Below are 21,096 nucleotides of genomic sequence, written 5' to 3' on the forward strand. Positions count from 1 at the left end.
ACAATCCAATTTCGGGATATTGATTTTCATGAGAATTTTTTGTTCATCATAGTAAATTTATCTAATGTTCCTTGCAATTGCTTACTAACTCTACTAGTATGAAACATGAATCTTTATAGGAAAGAAAGGGTGCAAAAAGTGGATATTAATCCGTGGTTAATGGTCTTGATTATTTTTTCCATCAATATCGTCTATGTTTCGTTCTTTACCATCCGAATGATTATGACGCTAAAGGGGTACCGGTATTTAGCGGCAGCTGTAAGCATGGTGGAGACGGTTATTTATATAGTAGGTTTAGGATTAGTATTGGATAATTTAGATCAAATTCAAAATTTGATAGCCTATGCGATTGGTTATGGTTCGGGTGTCATTGTCGGATCCAAAATTGAAGAGAAAATGGCATTGGGTTATATTACTGTAAATGTTATTACAAGTGATGAAGATCCACTTCTTCCTAAGAAATTGCGGGAGAAAGGCTATGGAGTAACGGATTGGGTAGCAAATGGCATGGAAGGTGGACGCCACTCTATGCAAATCCTGACACCACGGAAAATGGAACTCCAGTTATACGCTACTATTAAAGAATTGGATCCAAAAGCATTTATCATTGCGTATGAGCCTAAAACGATCCATGGCGGATTCTGGGTGAAACAAGTAAAGAGAGGAAAATTATTTAAATGAGTAAGAAAAACAGTCTGGTTTGAAGTGGGCGAAAACGAAACAATGGATGCCTGCTTAGAACGAATGAAGCGAGAAGGCTATGCGGCCGTTGGTCGAAAAGATGAGCCGTTGTTTGAAGAAATTGATGGTAAGCCTGTTCCTATACGCCAAATAGTGAAGTTTAAAGGCATGAAATTAAATGAATAAGTAAATATTTGTTATAAAGACGAACGATTAAGAAGTAAGGTGTTTAATTGTTCGACTTTATCGTTGACTCCTCAGTTGTCTCTTGTTATGATGATTGTGGATACCCCATATATGCAGAAGGATTGGCTTCTGCGTTTCTACCAAGACACCGGAATGTCTGGACTATGCGGGAAAGCAACTTATGGATACTTGGCGAAAATGTGCTTATTTACGGCATTATTTATAAATCGTCTAATGAGAAAGTCCTTAAGTAAACTGCTTTTCACGTTATGTGAGCAGTTTATTTAAGGGCTTTTATTTGTTTTAAAGGAGAGGTATTGTGATGAATCCACGGATTGGCGTCATTATGGGAAGTTCAAGCGATTGGGAAACAATGAAACATACATGTGATATTTTGGATGAACTCAACATAAGCTATGAAAAAAAGTGATTTCGGCTCACCGTACTCCTGATTTAATGTTTAGCTATGCAGAACAGGCAAGAGAAAGAGGGCTGCATGTAATTATCGCTGGAGCTGGCGGAGCGGCTCACTTGCCGGGAATGGTTGCAGCAAAAACGACTTTACCGGTTATTGGCGTTCCTGTTCAATCGAAAGCTTTAAATGGTTTGGATTCTCTTCTATCCATTGTACAAATGCCAGGGGGCGTTCCGGTAGCAACAGTAGCAATCGGAAAAGCAGGAGCTGTAAATGCAGGCTTACTAGCTGCACAAATCCTTGGAACTACTGATACAGCAGCGGCAGAAGCGTTAGAAGATAGAAGAAAACGGACCCATGAAGAAGTCTTAAAAAGCACAGGTGATTTAAAATGACTAAAATTATTCTTCCAGGGCAAACAATCGGCATCATCGGCGGTGGACAGCTTGGACGTATGATGGCCATGGCTGCCAAAGAAGCAGGGTTTAAAATTGCGGTCTTAGATCCGGCCATGGATTCTCCGACTGGGCAAATTGCGGATATTCAAATCGTAGCTCCTTATAATGATTTGCACGCGCTTGAAGAATTAGCCGAAGCAAGTGACGTGATCACCTACGAGTTCGAAAATATAGATGTGGCGGGCTTGGAAAAGTTGAGTGAAATCGCTTATGTTCCCCAAGGATCGGAACTGATCCGGATAACGCAAAATCGCATATTTGAAAAACAAGCGATTTCTGAGGCTGGTGTTCCGATTGCTGATTATATCACTGCCTCCACATACAGCGAATTAGAAGAGAAAAGTGCTGGCCTCACTTTTCCGTTTGTGGTTAAAACGGCGAAGGGCGGATATGACGGCAAAGGGCAGCAAACCATCCATTCAAAAGAGGAATTGCCATTGGCTGAGCCGTTGTTCCAGAACGGGGATTGTGTGGCCGAATCCTTTATCGATTTTACGAAAGAGATTTCCGTGATTATTCAGCGGAATGTCCATGGGGCAATGGAAATTTTGCCAATCGGGGAGAATATCCATAAAGACCATATTCTTCACCAAACGATTGTGCCAGCTCCTGTCGCGGATGCAACGATCGAACAGGCCAAAGATGCTGCGAATAAAATCGCGAGCCATCTGGAGATGATTGGCACTCTCGCGGTTGAAATGTTTGTTTTGGAGAATGGAGACATTCTTGTGAACGAGCTGGCGCCGCGCCCTCATAATTCTGGCCATTACTCCATTGAAGGCACGAATATCTCACAGTTCCATCAGCATATCCGGGCCATTTGTGGTTGGCCGCTCAGAGAACCGAAATTATGGGCAGATACCATTATGGTGAATATTCTTGGCGAGCATGTCGCACCTTTGACTTCTAAGATTTCGCAGTATCCCAACTGGTCAGTACATCTATACGGCAAAGATGAAGCGAAGTATAAGCGCAAAATGGGCCATGTTACAATATTAACGGAAGACCTGAAAGGGACTTTAAAAGAAATCAACGAATCCGGTATTTGGCCGGAATAATTGGAGGAAATTGTTTATGATCGCACGTTACACAAGACCCGAAATGGGCGCAATTTGGACAGACGAAAACCGCTACAACGCTTGGCTGGAAGTGGAGATTTTAGCTTGTGAAGCATGGGCTGAAATTGGTGATATTCCAAAAGAAGATGTTGTGAAAATCCGCCAGAACGCTTCGTTTTCAGTAGACCGGATTTTGGAGATCGAAGAAGAGACGCGCCATGATGTTGTCGCATTTACGCGTGCCGTGTCTGAAACTTTGGGCGAAGAGCGCAAATGGGTGCATTACGGACTGACTTCTACAGATGTAGTTGATACAGCCCTATCTTATTTGATCAAACAGGCAAATACGATCATCCGTAAAGATTTGACAAATTTCATTGAGGTTTTAGCAAATAAAGCCAAAGAACATAAAATGACCGTTATGATGGGCCGTACGCACGGTGTGCATGCAGAACCGACAACTTTCGGTTTGAAACTGGCATTGTGGCATGAGGAAATGAAACGCAATTTAGAACGCTTTGAAGCGGCAGCGAAGACGATCGAAACAGGGAAAATGTCAGGTGCAGTCGGAACTTATGCCAATATTGATCCGTTCGTTGAAGAGTATGTCTGCAAACAATTAGGCTTAGCCGCTTCTCCGATTTCAACACAGACTTTGCAGCGCGACCGCCATGCGCAGTATATGAGCACACTGGCTTTAATTGCAACGTCTATTGAGAAGTTCGCGACAGAAATTCGCGGCCTTCAAAAATCGGAAACGCGTGAAGTGGAAGAATTTTTCGCGAAAGGGCAAAAAGGATCTTCAGCGATGCCGCATAAACGCAATCCGATCGGTTCAGAAAACATGACGGGCCTTGCGCGCTTAATCCGCGGCTATATGGTCACTTCTTACGAAAACGTCTCACTTTGGCATGAACGCGATATTTCCCATTCGTCAGCAGAGCGTGTGATTTTACCGGATGCAACGATTGCGCTGAACTATATGTTGAACCGCTTCTCGAATATCGTGAAGAATTTGACGGTATTCCCTGAGAATATGAAGCGCAATATGGATTCAACGCTTGGCTTAATTTATTCGCAGCGGTGCTGTTGGCGTTGATCGATAAAGGCATGGCTCGCGAAGCGGCTTATGACACGGTTCAGCCTTGTGCGATGGAAGCGTGGGAAAACCAGACGCATTTCCGCAAAATCGTGGAAGCGAATGAAACGATTACATCTCAATTGTCTAAAGAAGAATTGGACGATTGCTTTGACTATAACCATCACTTACAGCAAGTGGACATGATTTTCAACCGGCTTGGATTAAACTAAACGGAGGCTTCTCACATGGAAAAAGGTCAGCTATTGTACGAAGGCAAGGCAAAACGCTTATATGCAACGGACGAACAAGCTATTTTATGGGTGGAATACAAAGATTCAGCAACAGCTTTTAATGGGGAAAAGAAAGCGGAAATTGCCGGTAAAGGCATGTTGAACAATAAAATCACATCATTGATTTTCGAAAGATTGCAGAAGGCGGGCATTGCTTCGCATTTTGTTAAACAATTGTCTGACCATGAGCAGCTCGTGCGGCAAGTGGCGATCATTCCGGTCGAAGTGGTGACACGGAATATCGTTGCCGGCAGCATGGCGAAGCGCTTCGGTTTAGAAGAAGGAACCGTTTTGAAAAAGCCGATCGTCGAATTTTATTACAAAGATGATGAGCTTGGCGATCCGATTATGACAGAAGACCATATTGAAATGCTGGAACTCGCAACAACTGATGAAGTTCAGGAATTGCGGGAAAAAGCGCTAGCGGTCAATGAAATCTTAATCGGCTTCTTTAAAGAAGTCGGTGTGGATTTAGTGGACTTTAAAATCGAATTTGGCCGTGGCCAAGACGGCCGTATTTTATTGGCAGATGAAATTTCACCGGATACATGCCGTTTGTGGGATGCCAAAACGAAACAAAAACTTGATAAAGATGTATTTCGCCGGGATCTGGGCAATTTAACGGAAGCGTATGAACTCATTTTAGCTAAACTGGGAGGACAACATTCATGAAAAAGGTAAAAATCTACGTCACTTTGCGCGAAAGCGTATTGGATCCACAAGGGTCTGCAGTAATGGGATCTCTTCATAAAATGGGCTACGCGGAAGTTGAAGACGTCCGGATCGGCAAATACTTGGAATTGATGATCTCGGATGACGCACAGGATGTTGATGCGTTAGTAAATGAAATGTGCCAGAAGTTATTGACGAATACGGTAATTGAAGATTACCGTTTCGAAATTGAGGAGGCTGTCTCGCAATGAAATTCGCAGTAATCGTATTTCCTGGGTCCAATTGTGATTTGGACATGTACCATGCGGTCAAGGATGAACTGGGTGAAGAAGCAGAGTATGTATGGCATGATTCAACAGATTTAAACGGTTATGACGGGATTTTATTGCCAGGCGGGTTTTCGTATGGCGATTACTTGCGCTGCGGTGCCATTGCACAGTCATCAGCAGTGATGGATGAAGTGAAAAAAGCGGTTGAAGCCGGCAAGCCGGTTCTCGGCATTTGCAACGGATTCCAGATTTTGACGGAGGCGGGCTTGCTTCCAGGCGTTTTGCTCCGCAATAAAAACTTGAAATTCATGTGCAAGACAGTCGGTTTGAAAGTGGAGAATGCCAATACGCTGTTCACGAACGAATACGCAGAAGGCCAGGAAATCCAAATTCCGATCGCTCACGGCGAAGGAAATTATTATTGCGACGATGCAACATACGAGCAGTTGAAAAAGAACAATCAAATCGTCTTTTCCTATGCAGACGATTTTAACGGCAGCCGGAACAACATCGCAGGGATTGTCAATGAACGCGGGAATGTCCTTGGCATGATGCCGCATCCGGAACGTGCTGTATCCGATTTGATCGGCGGCAGCGACGGCTTGGCCCTATTTAAATCAATTGTGAAACAGTGGAGGGAAGCAAATGTCAGTCATGCTTGAGCCAAATACTGAGCAGATCAAAGAACAGAAAATCTATCAGCAAATGGGATTATCCGATTCAGAATTTGCCATGGTGGAGAAGATTTTAGGAAGAACGCCGAATTACACAGAAACCGGTTTGTTTTCGGTCATGTGGTCAGAACATTGTTCGTATAAAAATTCAAAACCGGTTTTGGCAAAATTTCCGACAAAAGCGCCGCGTGTACTTCAAGGGCCGGGCGAAGGCGCCGGGATTGTGGATATCGGAGACGGCCAGGCAGTGGTCTTTAAAATGGAATCCCATAACCACCCTTCAGCAATTGAACCGTATCAAGGAGCGGCAACCGGAGTGGGCGGCATCATCCGTGACGTCTTCTCAATGGGAGCGCGCCCGATTGCAATGTTGAATTCGCTTCGTTTCGGTGAATTGACAACGCCGCGCGTTAAATACCTGTTTGAAGAAGTAGTCGCTGGAATCGCAGGATATGGCAATTGCATCGGCATTCCGACTGTCGGCGGAGAAGTCCAGTTCGATGATTCTTATGACGGCAATCCGCTTGTGAACGCGATGTGTGTAGGCTTGATCAATCATGAAGACATCCAAAAAGGCGTAGCATCAGGCGTCGGAAACCCGGTGATGTATGTGGGAGCAAAAACTGGGCGCGACGGGATCCACGGTGCAACTTTTGCTTCGGAAGAATTGACGGAATCATCGGGCGATAACCGCCCAGCTGTGCAAGTGGGGGATCCATTTATGGAAAAACTCTTGCTTGAAGCATGCCTGGAACTCGTGAAATCCGATGCACTTGTCGGCATTCAAGACATGGGCGCAGCTGGCCTTACTTCTTCGTCGGCTGAAATGGCTTCAAAAGCGGGATCCGGCATTGAAATGGATCTTGACCATGTGCCGCAGCGCGAAACAGGAATGACGGCTTATGAAATGATGCTGTCGGAATCGCAGGAACGCATGCTGATTGTCGTGAAAAAAGGTCGTGAACCTGAGATTGTGGAATTGTTTGAGAAATACGGATTGGATGCAGTTACAGTTGGTACCGTAACGGACGATTCGACTTTGCGTTTAGTGCATAAAGGGGAAGTTGTAGCAGAAGTGCCGGTTGATGCCTTGGCGGAAGATGCGCCCGTTTACCATAAACCATCAAGTGTGCCTACTTACTTTAAAGAGTATCAGCAAATGGACAACGCAGAACCGAAAGTGGAAAACTACAGCGAAACATTGAAGGCGCTATTGCAGCAGCCGACAATCGCTTCAAAAGAATGGGTCTACGATCAATACGATCATCAAGTCCGGACAAGTACAGTCGTCAGCCCAGGATCGGATGCAGCGGTTATCCGTGTTCGCGGGACGAACAAAGGCTTAGCGATGACAACAGATTGCAACTCCGCTATATCTATTTGGATCCGGAAACCGGCGGCAAAATTGCGGTCGCGGAAGCTGCACGGAACGTAGTCGTTTCAGGTGCAAAACCGCTGGCTATCACGGACTGCCTGAACTTCGGGAATCCTGAAAAGCCGGAAATCTTCTGGCAGCTGGAAAAAGCGGCAGATGGCATGTCTGAAGCTTGCACCATTCTTGATGCACCGGTTATTGGCGGGAACGTTTCTTTATACAATGAAACAAACGGCACGGCAATTTATCCGACGCCGACCATCGGTTTGGTCGGTTTAGTGGAAGACCTGTCGCATGTTACGACTCAAGATGCGAAGCGTGCAGGAGACTTCGTTTACTTGATTGGCGAAAGCTTGACGGAATTCGGCGGCAGTGAACTTCAAAAAATGGTAGAAGGCCGGATTTTCGGCAAAGCGCCGGCAATCGATTTGAAGGTTGAAGCACAGCGGCAACAGCAGATTTTAGAAGCTATCAAAGGCGGCTTCGTTGCATCTGCTCATGACGTAGCAGAAGGCGGCGTTGCGGTCGCACTGGCAGAAAAAGCGTTCGGCAAGGGACTTGGAATTGAAGCTTCGCTTTCAGGTTCAGCCACTACGGCTTTATTCAGCGAATCGCAATCGCGCTTTGTTTTGACCGTTTCTCCGGACAAGGCACAAGCGTTCGAACAAGTTGTTGCAGATGCCAAGCGAATCGGAACAGTCACAGATACCGGGACATTGACGATCAAAAGCGAAGACGGCACCATTTGGATCCAAGATTCAGTCGAAGCCCTTCGCACAGCTTGGAAAGGAGCTATCCCATGCTTGCTGAAATCAGAAGCTTAAATGAAGAATGCGGCGTCTTTGGAATATGGGGCCATACGAATGCAGCGCAGCTATCGTATTACGGGCTGCATGCTTTGCAGCATCGCGGCCAAGAAGGCGCAGGGATTGTCTCAACAGATAAAAACTATTTAAAAGCGCTAAAAGGCGAAGGCATGGTCAGTGAAGTGTTTACGCCAGAGAAGATTGAAGGCATTGCCGGGACAGGGGCGATTGCCCATGTCCGCTATGCAACAGCTGGGGGCAGCGGGATTGAAAACGTCCAGCCGCTGCTCTTCAACTCGACTACCGGCAGCTTAGCTATTTCCCATAACGGCAACTTAGTCAATGCGACAGAACTAAAAAGCCATTTGGAACGCCAAGGCAGCATCTTCCAAACCACTTCTGATACCGAAGTGCTGGCGCATCTCATTAAACGCAGCGGCTATGCGACATTTGAAGAGCAAGCTAAAAATGCATTATCTCTATTAAAAGGAGCATTTGCCTGTGTGATTTTAAAGGAAGAGGCGATGTATGTCGCACTTGATCCGAACGGTTTGCGTCCGCTTTCTCTTGGGAAGCTGGGCAACGCTTGGGTAGTGGCTTCTGAAACTTGTGCTTTTGATATCATCGGTGCGGAATTTGTCCGTTCGGTGGAGCCGGGGGAATTTTTGGTCATTACAGATGACGGCTTGCGGGCTGAACGTTTTGCTTATCCCCAGGAACGGTCTATTTGTACGATGGAATATGTTTATTTCTCACGACCGGATTCAGATATCGATGGCATCAATGTGCATGCAGCGAGAAAGCGCCTCGGCAAACAGTTGGCAAAAGAAGTTCAGATCGATGCAGATGTCGTAACCGGTGTTCCGGATTCGAGCATTTCCGCTGCCATCGGATTCTCGGAAGAAAGCGGCATTCCATATGAGCTTGGTTTGATCAAGAACCGCTATGTCGGCCGGACATTTATCCAGCCTTCTCAAGACTTGCGCGAGCAAGGGGTCAAAATGAAGCTGTCGCCAGTGCGCCAAGTCGTAAAAGGCAAACGCGTCATCATGGTGGATGATTCGATCGTGCGCGGAACGACTTCGCGGAGAATTGTGAACTTGCTGAAAGATGCGGGAGCGACGGAAGTGCATGTGGTCATCAGTTCACCGCCGATCAAAAGCCCTTGTTTTTACGGCATCGACATTTCCACTTCGGGTGAGTTGATCGCAGCAAATAATACGATAGAAGAAATGCGGGAAATCATTGGCGCAGACTCACTCACATTCTTGTCAGTGGACGGAATGGTGCAAAATATTGGACGTACCGACCCTGGAGCAAAATGCGGCCATTGCTTAGCGTGCTTTACAGGGGAGTATCCGACAAACATTTTCCCGGATACAGTGCTTCCGCATGAAAAAGAGAAAGTGAAATAAGGGGGAACCGGCATGTCAAAAGCATATGAACAGGCAGGCGTAAATATCGAAGCAGGCTATGAAGCAGTCAATCGAATGAAATCCCATGTGGAGCGTACAGCGCGTAAAGGGATGCTTGGTGCATTCGGCGGTTTTGGCGGCATGTTCGATTTGTCTGAGCTGAATTTGAAAGAACCGGTTCTTGTTTCTGGAACGGATGGAGTCGGCACAAAATTGAAGCTGGCATTCATGGCAGACCGCCACGATACGATCGGCATCGACTGTGTGGCGATGTGTGTCAATGACATCGTTGCACAAGGGGCGGAACCGTTATTTTTCCTCGACTATATTGCCGTTGGAAAAGCGGTTCCTGAAAAGATTGAGCAAATTGTCAAAGGGGTAGCGGATGGCTGTGTACAGGCAGGCGCTGCATTGATTGGCGGCGAAACAGCCGAGATGCCGGGACTTTATGAAGCAGATGAATACGACATCGCCGGATTTGCAGTAGGGGCAGCGGAGAAATCCAAGATCGTTACAGGCGAAAAAATCCAGCAGGGAGATGTGTTGATCGGGTTAGCTTCGAGCGGGATCCATTCAAACGGCTATTCGCTCGTACGCAATATCGTCTTTGATCAGCATCATTATCAGCTGGATCAAATTATCGAGGGTTTTGAAGATTTAGGGCCGCTTGGCAATGAATTGCTGACACCGACAAAAATTTATGCGAAAACGGTCGCAGCCATCGCGAACGATGTTGAAATTCATGGGATGGCGCACGTAACTGGCGGAGGGTTTATTGAAAACTTGCCGCGCATGATGCCTGAAAGCTTAGGTGCTGAGATTGAACTCGGCAGTTGGCCGGTTCTCCGCATTTTCGACATGCTTCAGGAAAAAGGTTCACTGACTGACCGCGATTTGTTCTCTGTTTTCAATGCAGGCATCGGTTTTGTACTGGCTGTTGCAGCAAAAGATGCTGATCAGGTAGTGGCATCAGCCCTAGCAAGCGGTGAACAGGCATATATCATTGGCCAGGTTTCCGGCAAGTCCGGCGTGCAATTTATAGGGGAACAGGATGGAACCCTCGATGAACAATAAACCAAAGATTGCCGTTTTCGCTTCTGGAAACGGCTCTAATTTTCAAGCGATTGCCGATGCGATTCAAAAAGGCGAGCTGCAGGCGGAATTGGCATTGGTTGTGACTGACCGCCCAACTGCTTTTGTCTTAGAACGCGCCGAAAAGCTTGGAGTGGCATCTTTTGCATTTATCCCGTCTCAATACGATTCAAAACAGTTATATGAAGAGATGTTAAAGGAAAAGCTCCAGAGTTTAAGTGTAGAATGGATTGTATTGGCAGGATATATGAGATTGATTGGACCGGTTCTGCTTGCGGCTTATGAAAATCGCATCATCAATATTCATCCTTCAGTGCTGCCCGCTTTTCCCGGGAAAGATGCCATCGGCCAAACGCTTGCATCAGGTGCTGAATTCGCTGGTGTGACTGTCCACTACGTCGATGCGGGAATGGACACCGGCAAAATCATTGCCCAGCAATCGTTTTCTGTTGACGGACGTACACGCGAAGCGATCGAAAAAGAAATCCATGAAATTGAACACCAGTTATATCCTGCAACATTGCAGCAATTATTCAATCAGTAACACCCATCTGCAGTATTTATAGGAGGACGTATCGTGAAAAAAAGAGCTTTGCTAAGTGTATCGGATAAATCAGGAATCCTGGAGTTTGCGCAGGAACTGGAAAAAATGGATTATGAAATCCTGTCAACAGGCGGAACAAAACGCTTTTTAGAAGAAAACGGCGTGGCGATTACAGCAGTTGATGAAATCACTAAATTCCCCGAAATTCTGGGCGGACGCGTCAAAACCTTGCATCCATTAATCCACGGCGGTCTTTTGGCTAAACATGACGATGCCACGCATCAACATGAAATGGCTGAAAACGGCATATCCCCAATTGATATTGTATGCGTTAATTTATACCCATTCCGTGAAACTATTTCAAAGCCAGGCGTAGCGGTTGATGATGCGATTGAAAATATCGATATCGGCGGCCCGACAATGCTCCGTTCTGCAGCGAAAAACCATGCCTATTTGACGGTTATTGTTGATTCCGAAGACTACGCGATTGTGGCTAGCGAGTTGCAAAACGGAAATGAGACAACTTCAGAAACGAGACGGCGCTTAGCTGCTAAAGTTTTCCGCCACACAGCTGCATATGATTCGTATATCTCCAATTATTTAACAGAATTGACAGGTGAGGAATATCCGGATCAGCTGACGCTTACATATGAATTGCAGCAGCCGCTCCGCTATGGAGAAAATCCGCATCAAAAAGCGGCATTTTACCGCAGCCCGCTAGGCTCGGATTTTTCAATTGCCCATGCCGATCAATTGCATGGCAAGGAATTATCTTACAACAATATCCAAGATGCCAATGCGGCACTTCAAATCATCAAGGAATTCACGAAACCCGCTGCCGTAGCAGTCAAACATATGAACCCTTGCGGTGTTGGAACAGGTGAAACGATTTCCGAGGCGTTCAATAAAGCTTATGAAGCCGATTCAACTTCCATTTTTGGTGGCATCGTTGCGTTGAACCAGGAAGTGGATGCGGAAACGGCTCAACAATTAGCCGGAATTTTCCTAGAAATCATCATAGCGCCATCTTTCTCGGAAGAGGCGATTGAATTATTGACGCAGAAGAAAAACATCCGTTTGTTGACGATTCCTTTTAGCCGTACAAAACAAGACAAATGGAATACTGTGACAGTGGAGGGTGGACTTTTGGTCCAGCAACCGGATGCTTTCGGCTATGATGAGGCGGAAATTTCAGTGGCGACGGACCGGGAACCAACTGCTGAAGAATTAGAAGCGCTGAAGCTTGGCTGGAGCGTTGTCAAACATGTAAAATCCAATGCGATTGTCGTCTGCAACTCCGCTATGACTTTAGGCATTGGAGCCGGCCAAATGAACCGGGTAGGCTCTGCGAAAATCGCTTTGGAACAGGCAGGAGAAAAAGCGCAAGGGGCAGTTATGGCTTCGGATGCCTTCTTCCCGATGGCCGATACGGTAGAAGCTGCTGCAAAAGCAGGCATTAAAGCAATTATTCAACCAGGCGGTTCGAAAAAAGACCAGGATTCAATTGATAAAGCGAATGAATATGGCATTGCGATGATCTTTACCGGCGTTCGCCATTTCAAACACTAAGCCAGGGGGTGATCAGATGAACGTTTTAGTCATCGGAAGAGGCGGAAGAGAACACGCCATTGTTCGCCAGTTTTCTCGTTCGGCATCTGTCGAACAAGTTTATGCCGCACCCGGAAATGATGGGATGCGCACGGATGCAGAATTAGTAGGAATTGACGAAATGGACTTCGCAGCATTGGCAGATTTTGCGGCAGCGAAGAACATCGATTTTACGTTTGTCGGACCGGAACAGCCGTTAGCTGCTGGAATCGTCGACTTTTTCAAAGACCGCGGGCTGCGTATTTTCGGACCGTCAAAAGAAGCTGCGAAAATCGAAGGCAGCAAAGCGTTTGCCAAGGAATTAATGAAAAAATACGGCATTCCGACAGCTGCATATGAAACGTTCACGGAAGTTCAGCCTGCAATTGAATTCATTCGAACGACAGGAGCTCCGATTGTCATTAAAGCGGACGGGCTTGCGGCAGGGAAAGGCGTCGTCGTAGCCACTTCTGAAGAAGAAGCCATCGCTGCCGTGAAAGATATGCTCGAAGGCCAAAAGTTCGGCGAATCGGGTTCCGCGTCGTAATCGAAGAGTTTCTTGCTGGCGAAGAGTTTTCGTTCATGTCGTTTGTCCAGGATGGCGAAATCTATCCGATGCCGATTTCCCAAGACCATAAACGTGCTTTTGACGGCGATAGAGGTCCGAATACGGGCGGAATGGGTGCCTACTCACCGGTACCCCAAATTTCTGAAACTGTTATAGAAGAGACATTCGGCACCATTGTCGATCCGGCGATCGGTGCAATGGCAGCAGAAGGAACATCGTTCAACGGCATTTTATATGCTGGCGTCATCTTGACGGAAGAAGGTCCGAAAGTCATCGAATTCAATGCGCGTTTTGGAGATCCTGAAACGCAAGTGGTCCTTCCGAAGATGAAATCCGATTTCGGCGCCTTCATGGATGCAATTTTAGACGGTCGGAAATTTGATCTGGAATGGGACGGCCAGGCCATGCTTGGCGTTGTCATTGCTGCTGACGGATACCCTGGTGAAATCGAAAAAGGCATCTTATTGCCAAGTTTTGAGGAGCTTCAAGGGGTTGAAGTGGTGCATGCCGGGACACGGGAAACCGATAAAGGTTTTGTCGGCAACGGAGGGCGTGTCCTGCTAGTGTCAGCTAAAGGCGAGTCGCTATTAGCTGCACAGGAAAAAGTCTATAAGGAGTTGGACAAGCTCGAATGGCTTGGCTACTTCTACCGGACAGACATCGGATGGCGTGCAATGCAAAATTGAATATGTTAAACTTATAAATGACACAAATTCGTATCGGAGATGTGTCATTTTTTGTTTAATTCCCCGCCCTTGGGGTATTAAAAATTGAGTTGAGGATTTTCAACTGCCCACTTTTACCTCTTAATTACACTCCATAACGACTAGTTAGCAAGACTCCAGAAACAAAATCAGCAGGGCACCCAAATTTGAAAGGAGCACAAACTATGAATTGGTATGAAAAACTAAATCAGTATTTCCCAGTAGAAGAAATGAAATCAAAAGAGCATATGGATACGTTGCTGAAAGAAAAAGGCAGTGTCTATTATAAAGACGAAGGACCATACCATGTCTTGATGTACGCAGAGTTCCCGACTTTCTCGTTTGTCGATTATTTATTCGTTTCTAAAGAATCGCGCGGCATGGGCTTAGGGAAGAAAACTTTGCAAATGCTGAAAGACAAGAACAAGCCGATCATCCTTGAAGTGGAACCTGTAAACTACGAAGACACGGATACTGAAAAACGCTTGCGCTTTTATGCTAGAGAAGGTTTTCAACACGCTGCATCCATCGGCTATTGCCGCCGTTCGCTAGCGACTGGTGAAGAGAATTCGATGGAAATCCTTTACTGGGCGCCGAACAACGAATCGGAAGAAGAAATTTTCGAGGCGATGAAGAAAATGTATGAGGACATCCATACGTATAAAGACGAGCATTTTTACGGCGAATCGTACGAACCGACTTCAAAGGTCCTGTCATTCAAGAAAGATGAAAAAGAGAATGTCTTGGATCCCTTCAATTCAACAACTGCAAAATAAGTGAAATCCACGCTCCCGGCGTGGATTTTTTGTGTCTGATTATGGTCAGAATGTTCTAGTATTATCCAGTCCTCTCTGTATTTTCATGCATTATTATGCTACGATATTATGCATAGAGATAGAGGAAGAAGGTGCCGGATATGGGAAACCCATTATGGAGAAATACTGAAATCAGACAACAACTTAAGATTATCGATAAAGAATTAGCACCGGATCTCTTATTGGTCAATGCTACTTATTTGCATGGCATTTTCAAAAAATGGATGACCGGAAATATATGGATAAAAGGGGATCGCATCGTTTATGCAGGACCGGATATGGCGAAAGTCGATGCATCCACAGAAGTGATTGAGATGGAAGGGAAATATATCGTGCCGGGTTATATTGAACCCCATGTCCACCCTTATCAGCTCTATAACCCCCAAACATTTGCGAATTATGCAGCTCAAGGCGGAACTACCACGTTCCTATCCGACAACTTGACTTTGTTTTTATCATTGGAAAATGAGAAAGCGTTTTCATTATTGGATGAAATGGCAGAGCTGCCTTTTAACTTTTATTGGTGGACGAGATTTGACTCGCAGACGGAGCTGAGCGAAGAAGACCGGTTGTTCACTTCAAAATCAGTCGGAGAGTGGCTGGAGCGGACCGACGTCTGGCTAGGCGGCGAATTGACCGGATGGCCGAAGCTTTTGGCTGGCGACGATCAAATGCTTTACTGGATTCAAAAAGCGAAAATGAGCTTGAAAAAAATTGAAGGGCATTTCCCAGGTGCTTCCGAGAAAACCCTTGCGCGCATGCGTTTGCTAGGGGCAGACGGAGACCATGAAGCGATGACTGTGGAAGAAGTGGAAATGCGCCTCCTCCACGGTTATGGCGTCACGCTTCGCCATTCCTCCATCCGGCCGGATTTGCCGGAATTGTTGAAAGGCATTGTGGAAAAAGAGCTGAATGTCTTTGATAAATTAATGATGACGACGGATGGTTCAACTCCCGGCTTCCACTTGGACGGCGTGATGGACCTTTGCATCAAAATCGCTTTAGAAGCGGGAGTGCCGGCAATTGATGCGTACATGATGGCGTCTTATAATGTAGCCCGGTATTACAATGTGACAAGTTTGCACGGTTTGATTGCGACTGGGCGTTTTGCCAACTTGAACATTTTGGATTCGCTGGAGAACCCTGTGCCATCCGGTGTTATTTCAAAAGGGGTTTGGCTAAAACGGGACGGCAAGAAAGTCTTTGACTTGCCGAAAATCGATTGGTCCGTGATGCCGGACTTGGAACTCGACTTTGACTTAACAGAAGATGACTTCCAATTTTCGATGCCATTCGGGATTGAAATGATCAATGATGTGATTACAAAACCTTATTCAGTGAGTGTCGATACGCATGATGGAACGCTTTCGCAAGATCATGAAGAAAGCTTTCTGATGCTTCTCGATAAACATGGAAAATGGCGCGTAAACACATTGATTAAAGGTTTTGCAGCCGGCGTGAGTGGATTTGCTTCGTCCTATTCCAATACAGGAGATATCATTCTGATCGGCAAGAGCCGAAAAGACATGTGGCGCGCTTTCGATGAACTGAAGCGTTTGAAAGGCGGGATTGTTCTTGTTGAAGAAGGAGAAACCGTTTGTTCGCTTCCGCTACCGATCGGCGGGGTGATGTCAGAGCTGCCGATGGAAGAATTGATTCCGCAGGAAATGGTATTGAAAAAAGCGCTGAAAGACCGCGGCTATACAAAAGGAGATGCCGTCTACACGCTACTATTCCTACAGGCGACCCATTTGCCTTACGTCCGCATCACCCAAAGAGGGATTTACGATGTGATGAATAAAAAAATCTTATTTCCAGCGTTTATGAGGTAAACAGACAATGAAAAAAAGTCATGGCTTATATGGATCATCTTGCTTTGGGCGGCAGCGGCAGCTGCTGTCTTTTGGATGATGAGCGAGAAAAAAGAAGAGCCGGCTGAGCCGGAAGCAATACTAGAACCAGAAATGCCTGACGAAGAACCAGGAGAGACTACCGCTCCGTTTACAGGGATGGAAAGGGAACAGGAATTGAACCAGCGGCCTGTCATGGCAGTTATTAACAACCATCCGCATGCACGGCCACAAACAGGGCTGACACAAGCGGATATGGTTTTTGAATTGTTGGCGGAAGGAAATGTTACGAGATTTCTCGCGCTCTATCAAAGTGACATCCCGAACCAAATCGGGCCGATTCGCAGTGCGCGAGATTATTTTGTTCAGTTAGCAGCAAATTACGATGCTTTTTTCGTAGCGCATGGCTACAGCCCGGATGCGAAAATGCTGTTGGACAGAAGAGTTGTCGAACACATCAATGGCATGGCTTATGACGGCAGCTTGTTTCAGCGTTCAACTGACCGGATAGCTCCGCATAATTCCTATATCAGTTTTGATAATATAAAAACAGGAATGGAGATGGTGGATGCCGAACCTTCTTTTGGCGGGGAGTCAGCATATCATTTCTATGAAAACTCTGAAAGTGCTAAACTGATGGAACAGGCTTCTTTAATAGAAGTCGCGTACGGTTCAGATCCCATGTTTCAAAATGTCTATACATATGATGAAACGACCCACAAATACAGCCGATCTTCTGGCGGGGTTTTGACAGGCGATAAAGAGTCGCTTGAAATCATGGAGATCGCCAATGTTGTATTTTTTGAAACTGCTCATGACGTGATTGACGAAAAGGGACGGTTGGCGATTGATCTGGAAAGCGGTGGAGATGCGCTTGTGTTCCACGGAGGCGGCCGGCTTGAAGCCGAGTGGACCGTTGAAAATGGAATGCTGGTCCCGGTTCAGAATGGCGAACCTGTAAAATTGGCGCCAGGCAAAACATGGATCCATCTCATTCCGGAAAATCCAGGACTGGATGGAATGGTCAGTGCCACGCCATAATACTTTGAAATGAAAGGACGGTGAAACTGTATGCAGGTAGATAAAATCCGAGGCGCACAGACAGACCAATTAATTGAAGCGATTCTTGCGCTGAAAGACAAAGAAGAAGCTTATCGCTTTTTTGATGATTTGTGCACCATCAGTGAAATTCAATCACTTTCGCAGCGCCTAGAAGTTGCTCATATGCTGCGGATGAAAAAGACCTACGAAAAGATCAAAAACGAAACAGGTGCCAGCACTGCTACGATTTCGCGAGTCCGTCGATGCTTGAATTATGGCAATGATGGCTATGATGAAATGCTGGGCAGATTGTATCCAGACGAAAAGCCATTTGAGCTGCCGAAAGGCTGAAAAATGGGAAGGCATAAAGTCGTCTGAATGGGCTCGGTTTAAGCGGAGTTTTCCGCTTGGCCTGCTAGAAGCACTGTTCCTATCGGGCTTTGGCATGAGAAAAAGAAGAGGGTTGTCCAGTGAGTCTGCTATTCGGCTTAATGGACAGCCCTTTTTTTGCTATAATGAAAGAGCGAATAGAGAAGCGAAGTTAGGTGGACGATGATGGACTTTCAAACATGGCGGCATGTATTTAAATTAGACCCGGCAAAGTCAATTTCAGATGGACAGTTGGAACGAATTTGCGAATCTGGGACTGATGCCATCTTGATTGGCGGCAGTGATAATGTCACACTCGACAATGTCTTGGATTTAATGGCGCGAGTCCGCCGGTTTACAGTTCCGGTCGTACTCGAAGTTTCGACAATTGAATCGGTGACTCCGGGATTCGATTATTATTTTATTCCCACAGTGTTGAATAGCGACAATCCGCTTTGGATTAAAGGGCTTCATCATGAAGCAATCCGGGAATACGGAGAAATTATGGATTGGGAAGAACTCATTCCGGAAGCGTATTGCATTTTGAATCCAGCTTGCAAAGCTGCGGAATTGACTGGGGCAAAAACGGATTTATCGGCGGAAGATGTACTCGCTTATGCGAGAATGGCGGAGCATTTTTTCCGGCTGCCGATTTTTTATATGGAATACAGTGGAGCCTACGGCGACCGTGAATTGGTAGGGCAAGTTAAGAACGTCCTTGACCAGACGCGGTTATTTTACGGAGGCGGCATCGATTCGGTGCAGAAAGCGCAGGAAATGGCGCATATTGCGGACACAGTGGTGGTCGGCAACATCCTCTATGAAGACTTGGAACAGGCATTAGCGACTGTCCAGGCAGTTGCGGAACTAGACAACAACTCGCTATAATAGAAAGAACAGATGTTCGAGGTGGTGCGAAATGGAAATCATTACAAAGAATTTACTTAGAGGAATGAACCCGGAACAAGAACAAGCAGTAAAAACGACAGAAGGGCCGCTCTTGATCATGGCAGGTGCCGGATCCGGGAAGACACGCGTGCTCACTCACCGTATCGCTTATTTGGTATTGGAAAAAGAGGTTTATCCTTCCAATATTTTAGCGATCACTTTTACAAACAAGGCAGCGCGTGAAATGCGCAGCCGGATCGATGGACTCCTTGGCCACGGAACAGGGGAGCGGATGTGGGTTTCTACATTCCACTCGATGTGCGTGCGGATTTTACGCCGGAACATCGACCAGCTTGGATTTTCGAAAAAACTTTTCGATCTTGGATACGACAGACCAACTGACGGTTATTAAAAACGTATTGAAGCAGCAAAACCTGGATCCGAAAAAGTATGAGCCGCGGACGATGCTGAATGCCATTTCTTCGGCGAAAAACGAATGCATCGATGCCAGTGAATTTGCAGCGAATATGAATGCGCATAATCCATATGAAAAAACCGTGTCGGAAGTTTATGTGGCTTATGAAAAACGTTTGAAGAAAAACCAATCACTCGATTTCGATGATTTGATCATGACGACATTGAAATTGTTCAATACCGTACCGGACGTATTGGAATTCTACCAGAACAAATTCCAGTACATCCATGTGGATGAATACCAGGATACAAATAATGCCCAATACCAGTTGGTGCAGAAACTGGCAAGCAAATTCAAGAATATCTGCGTAGTAGGGGATTCTGACCAGTCGATATACCGCTGGCCGCGGCGGATATCACGAATATCCTTTCGTTTGAAAAAGATTATCCGAATGCCAAAGTCATCATGCTTGAGCAGAATTACCGTTCGACGAAACGGATTTTACAGGCAGCGAATGATGTCATTAAAAAGAATACAAGCCGCTACCCGAAAGAACTGCGCACAGATAACGATGAAGGCCCTTCAATCATTCTCCATAAAGCGGGAGATGAACGGCAGGAAGCGCAATTTGTCGTACAGACTATCCAGAAATTGATGGAAGAAGAAGGCTATAAAACATCTGACTTTGCCATTCTTTACCGGACGAATGCCCAGTCGCGTGTCATGGAGGAAATGTTCGTCAAATCGAATATGTCCTACAGCATCGTCGGCGGCACCAAGTTCTATGACCGCAAAGAAATCAAGGATTTACTCGCTTATTTAAGGTTGATTGCGAATAACGACGATGATTTATCGCTTGCTCGGATCATCAATGAGCCGAAGCGCGGCATCGGGGCAACGTCTTTTGAACGCATGGCCCGTTTCGCGATCGACCAAGACCGCACCATCATGGATGCCTTGCAAGAAGCTGATTTTATGGGACTGACAGCGAAAACGGCACAGACAGTCCTTGAATTCCGTTCCATGATTGATGGCTTCACCCAAATGCAGGAATTTTTATCTGTAACGGAATTGGTCGAAGAAGTGCTGAAGAAATCAGGCTACCGCCAAATGCTGCAAAACGATAAAACCATTGAAGGCGAAAGCCGCCTGGAAAACTTGGAAGAGTTCTTATCGGTGACAAAAGCATTTGAGAAGCAAAGCGATGATAAATCCTTAGTGGCGTTTTTGACGGACTTGGCGTTGATTTCCGACATCGATTCGTTGGATGACGAGGAAGATGCCGATGGACCGATCATCTTAATGACGATGCACGCGGCAAAAGGGCTTGAATTCCCGGTTGTTTTCATCATCGGCTTAGAAGAAAACGTCTTTCCGCATTCCCGTTCAAATCTGGATGATGATGAATTGGAAGAAGAACGGCGCTTGGCCTATGTCGGAATTACGCGGGCAGAGCATCGCCTTTATTTAACGCATGCGACTTCGCGTACCCTCTTCGGCAAAAGCAATTACAATATGCCTTCCCGGTTTATCAGCGAGATTTCAGAAGAGTTGATTGAACAGACGATGGCGAATTACCGGGCAGGCGCTCCGACGAGCTACAGACAAGCTCCGAAACGCGCCGCAGTGACCCCGCCCGGCTTACCAGCAATCGGGTGGAGATAAACTTGGATGGCAGCCTGGAAACCGCGCCAAACATAAAAAATGGGGTACGGGTACAGTTGTCAGTGTGAAAGGCGAAGGGGAGCAGATGGAGCTCGATATCGCTTTCCCAAGCCCGGTAGGCATCAAACGCCTGCTGGCAAAATTCGCACCAATTGAAAAAGAATAGCCGGGAGGAACC

The 21,096-nt window shown here is 46.2% G+C and carries 15 protein-coding genes, 5 pseudogenes and 1 riboswitch; all 20 genes and pseudogenes read left to right on the forward strand.

Features of this window, described 5'->3' with window-relative positions:
* Positions 1 to 105: 105 nt before the first annotated feature.
* The 20 genes and pseudogenes from L0M13_RS04760 to pcrA all read left to right on the forward strand — a co-directional run bounded on the left by L0M13_RS04760 (position 106) and on the right by pcrA (position 21,084).
* The gene (locus tag L0M13_RS04760) at positions 106 to 681 is read left to right on the forward strand and encodes a DUF2179 domain-containing protein (protein ID WP_397443514.1); all 576 of its coding nucleotides are present in this window, start codon (positions 106 to 108) and stop codon (positions 679 to 681) included.
* A 24-nt stretch (positions 682 to 705) separates the two neighbouring features.
* The gene (locus L0M13_RS04765; RefSeq protein ID WP_260107730.1) at positions 706 to 867 is read left to right on the forward strand and encodes an NETI motif-containing protein; all 162 of its coding nucleotides are present in this window, start codon (positions 706 to 708) and stop codon (positions 865 to 867) included.
* Positions 868 to 952: 85 nt separating this feature from the next.
* Positions 953 to 1,052: riboswitch (purine riboswitch) on the forward strand.
* 137 nt (positions 1,053 to 1,189) lie between these two features.
* Positions 1,190 to 1,677: pseudogene (purE, locus tag L0M13_RS04770) on the forward strand (5-(carboxyamino)imidazole ribonucleotide mutase).
* Complete coding sequence (gene purK, locus L0M13_RS04775) at positions 1,674 to 2,798, forward strand: 5-(carboxyamino)imidazole ribonucleotide synthase (protein ID WP_235198564.1); 1,125 nt, start codon at positions 1,674 to 1,676, stop codon at positions 2,796 to 2,798. Before purE ends, purK begins: the two are co-directional and overlap by 4 nt.
* 16 nt (positions 2,799 to 2,814) lie before the next feature.
* A pseudogene (gene purB, locus L0M13_RS04780) lies at positions 2,815 to 4,109 on the forward strand (adenylosuccinate lyase).
* A gap of 15 nt (positions 4,110 to 4,124) precedes the next feature.
* Positions 4,125 to 4,841 carry a phosphoribosylaminoimidazolesuccinocarboxamide synthase gene (gene purC / locus L0M13_RS04785; protein WP_235198565.1) on the forward strand — a complete coding sequence of 239 codons (717 nt, stop codon included), beginning with the start codon at positions 4,125 to 4,127 and terminating at the stop codon, positions 4,839 to 4,841.
* A complete protein-coding gene (purS, locus tag L0M13_RS04790; protein WP_235198566.1) occupies positions 4,838 to 5,092 on the forward strand; it encodes a phosphoribosylformylglycinamidine synthase subunit PurS in 255 nt (84 codons plus the stop codon). Before purC ends, purS begins: the two co-directional genes overlap by 4 nt.
* Positions 5,089 to 5,772: a phosphoribosylformylglycinamidine synthase subunit PurQ gene (purQ, locus tag L0M13_RS04795; RefSeq protein ID WP_235198567.1), complete on the forward strand. Its 684-nt coding sequence runs from the start codon at positions 5,089 to 5,091 to the stop codon at positions 5,770 to 5,772. The genes purS and purQ overlap by 4 nt, the downstream gene beginning before the upstream one ends.
* Positions 5,756 to 7,983: pseudogene (gene purL, locus L0M13_RS04800) on the forward strand (phosphoribosylformylglycinamidine synthase subunit PurL). The gene purQ and the pseudogene purL overlap by 17 nt, the downstream one beginning before the upstream one ends.
* Positions 7,959 to 9,380, forward strand: coding sequence for an amidophosphoribosyltransferase (purF, locus tag L0M13_RS04805; protein WP_235198568.1), 1,422 nt, complete (start codon positions 7,959 to 7,961; stop codon positions 9,378 to 9,380). The pseudogene purL and the gene purF overlap by 25 nt, the downstream one beginning before the upstream one ends.
* A 12-nt stretch (positions 9,381 to 9,392) precedes the next feature.
* The gene (purM, locus tag L0M13_RS04810) at positions 9,393 to 10,454 is read left to right on the forward strand and encodes a phosphoribosylformylglycinamidine cyclo-ligase (protein WP_235198569.1); all 1,062 of its coding nucleotides are present in this window, start codon (positions 9,393 to 9,395) and stop codon (positions 10,452 to 10,454) included.
* The gene (gene purN, locus L0M13_RS04815; protein ID WP_235198570.1) at positions 10,444 to 11,016 is read left to right on the forward strand and encodes a phosphoribosylglycinamide formyltransferase; all 573 of its coding nucleotides are present in this window, start codon (positions 10,444 to 10,446) and stop codon (positions 11,014 to 11,016) included. Before purM ends, purN begins: the two co-directional genes overlap by 11 nt.
* 33 nt (positions 11,017 to 11,049) lie before the next feature.
* Positions 11,050 to 12,585 (forward strand): bifunctional phosphoribosylaminoimidazolecarboxamide formyltransferase/IMP cyclohydrolase, encoded by a 1,536-nt coding sequence (gene purH, locus L0M13_RS04820; RefSeq protein ID WP_235198571.1) that lies wholly within the window; start codon positions 11,050 to 11,052, stop codon positions 12,583 to 12,585.
* A 16-nt stretch (positions 12,586 to 12,601) separates the two neighbouring features.
* Positions 12,602 to 13,857, forward strand: a pseudogene (purD, locus tag L0M13_RS04825) (phosphoribosylamine--glycine ligase).
* A gap of 203 nt (positions 13,858 to 14,060) precedes the next feature.
* Positions 14,061 to 14,651, forward strand: coding sequence for an N-acetyltransferase (locus L0M13_RS04830; RefSeq protein ID WP_235198572.1), 591 nt, complete (start codon positions 14,061 to 14,063; stop codon positions 14,649 to 14,651).
* Between the two features lie 140 nt (positions 14,652 to 14,791).
* The gene (locus L0M13_RS04835) at positions 14,792 to 16,522 is read left to right on the forward strand and encodes an adenine deaminase C-terminal domain-containing protein (protein ID WP_235198573.1); all 1,731 of its coding nucleotides are present in this window, start codon (positions 14,792 to 14,794) and stop codon (positions 16,520 to 16,522) included.
* A gap of 39 nt (positions 16,523 to 16,561) precedes the next feature.
* Positions 16,562 to 17,581 (forward strand): DUF3048 domain-containing protein, encoded by a 1,020-nt coding sequence (locus tag L0M13_RS04840; protein ID WP_235198574.1) that lies wholly within the window; start codon positions 16,562 to 16,564, stop codon positions 17,579 to 17,581.
* A gap of 30 nt (positions 17,582 to 17,611) precedes the next feature.
* A complete protein-coding gene (locus tag L0M13_RS04845; protein ID WP_235198575.1) occupies positions 17,612 to 17,932 on the forward strand; it encodes a YerC/YecD family TrpR-related protein in 321 nt (106 codons plus the stop codon).
* Between the two features lie 204 nt (positions 17,933 to 18,136).
* Positions 18,137 to 18,838: a heptaprenylglyceryl phosphate synthase gene (locus tag L0M13_RS04850; protein WP_235198576.1), complete on the forward strand. Its 702-nt coding sequence runs from the start codon at positions 18,137 to 18,139 to the stop codon at positions 18,836 to 18,838.
* 31 nt (positions 18,839 to 18,869) lie between these two features.
* A pseudogene (gene pcrA / locus L0M13_RS04855) lies at positions 18,870 to 21,084 on the forward strand (DNA helicase PcrA).
* Positions 21,085 to 21,096 lie beyond the last annotated feature (12 nt).

Source organism: Planococcus sp. 107-1 (assembly GCF_021513255.1).
In the GTDB taxonomy this organism is placed as follows: domain Bacteria; phylum Bacillota; class Bacilli; order Bacillales_A; family Planococcaceae; genus Planococcus.

Coding starts and splice junctions, on each gene's coding strand:
- L0M13_RS04760 (WP_397443514.1), top strand. CDS start 106: ATGAATCTTTATAGGAAAGAAAGGGTGCAAAAAGTGGATATTAATCCG.
- purK (WP_235198564.1), top strand. CDS start 1,674: ATGACTAAAATTATTCTTCCAGGGCAAACAATCGGCATCATCGGCGGT.
- purC (WP_235198565.1), top strand. CDS start 4,125: ATGGAAAAAGGTCAGCTATTGTACGAAGGCAAGGCAAAACGCTTATAT.
- purS (WP_235198566.1), top strand. CDS start 4,838: ATGAAAAAGGTAAAAATCTACGTCACTTTGCGCGAAAGCGTATTGGAT.
- purQ (WP_235198567.1), top strand. CDS start 5,089: ATGAAATTCGCAGTAATCGTATTTCCTGGGTCCAATTGTGATTTGGAC.
- purF (WP_235198568.1), top strand. CDS start 7,959: ATGCTTGCTGAAATCAGAAGCTTAAATGAAGAATGCGGCGTCTTTGGA.
- purM (WP_235198569.1), top strand. CDS start 9,393: ATGTCAAAAGCATATGAACAGGCAGGCGTAAATATCGAAGCAGGCTAT.
- purN (WP_235198570.1), top strand. CDS start 10,444: ATGAACAATAAACCAAAGATTGCCGTTTTCGCTTCTGGAAACGGCTCT.
- L0M13_RS04830 (WP_235198572.1), top strand. CDS start 14,061: ATGAATTGGTATGAAAAACTAAATCAGTATTTCCCAGTAGAAGAAATG.
- L0M13_RS04835 (WP_235198573.1), top strand. CDS start 14,792: ATGGGAAACCCATTATGGAGAAATACTGAAATCAGACAACAACTTAAG.
- L0M13_RS04845 (WP_235198575.1), top strand. CDS start 17,612: ATGCAGGTAGATAAAATCCGAGGCGCACAGACAGACCAATTAATTGAA.
- L0M13_RS04850 (WP_235198576.1), top strand. CDS start 18,137: ATGGACTTTCAAACATGGCGGCATGTATTTAAATTAGACCCGGCAAAG.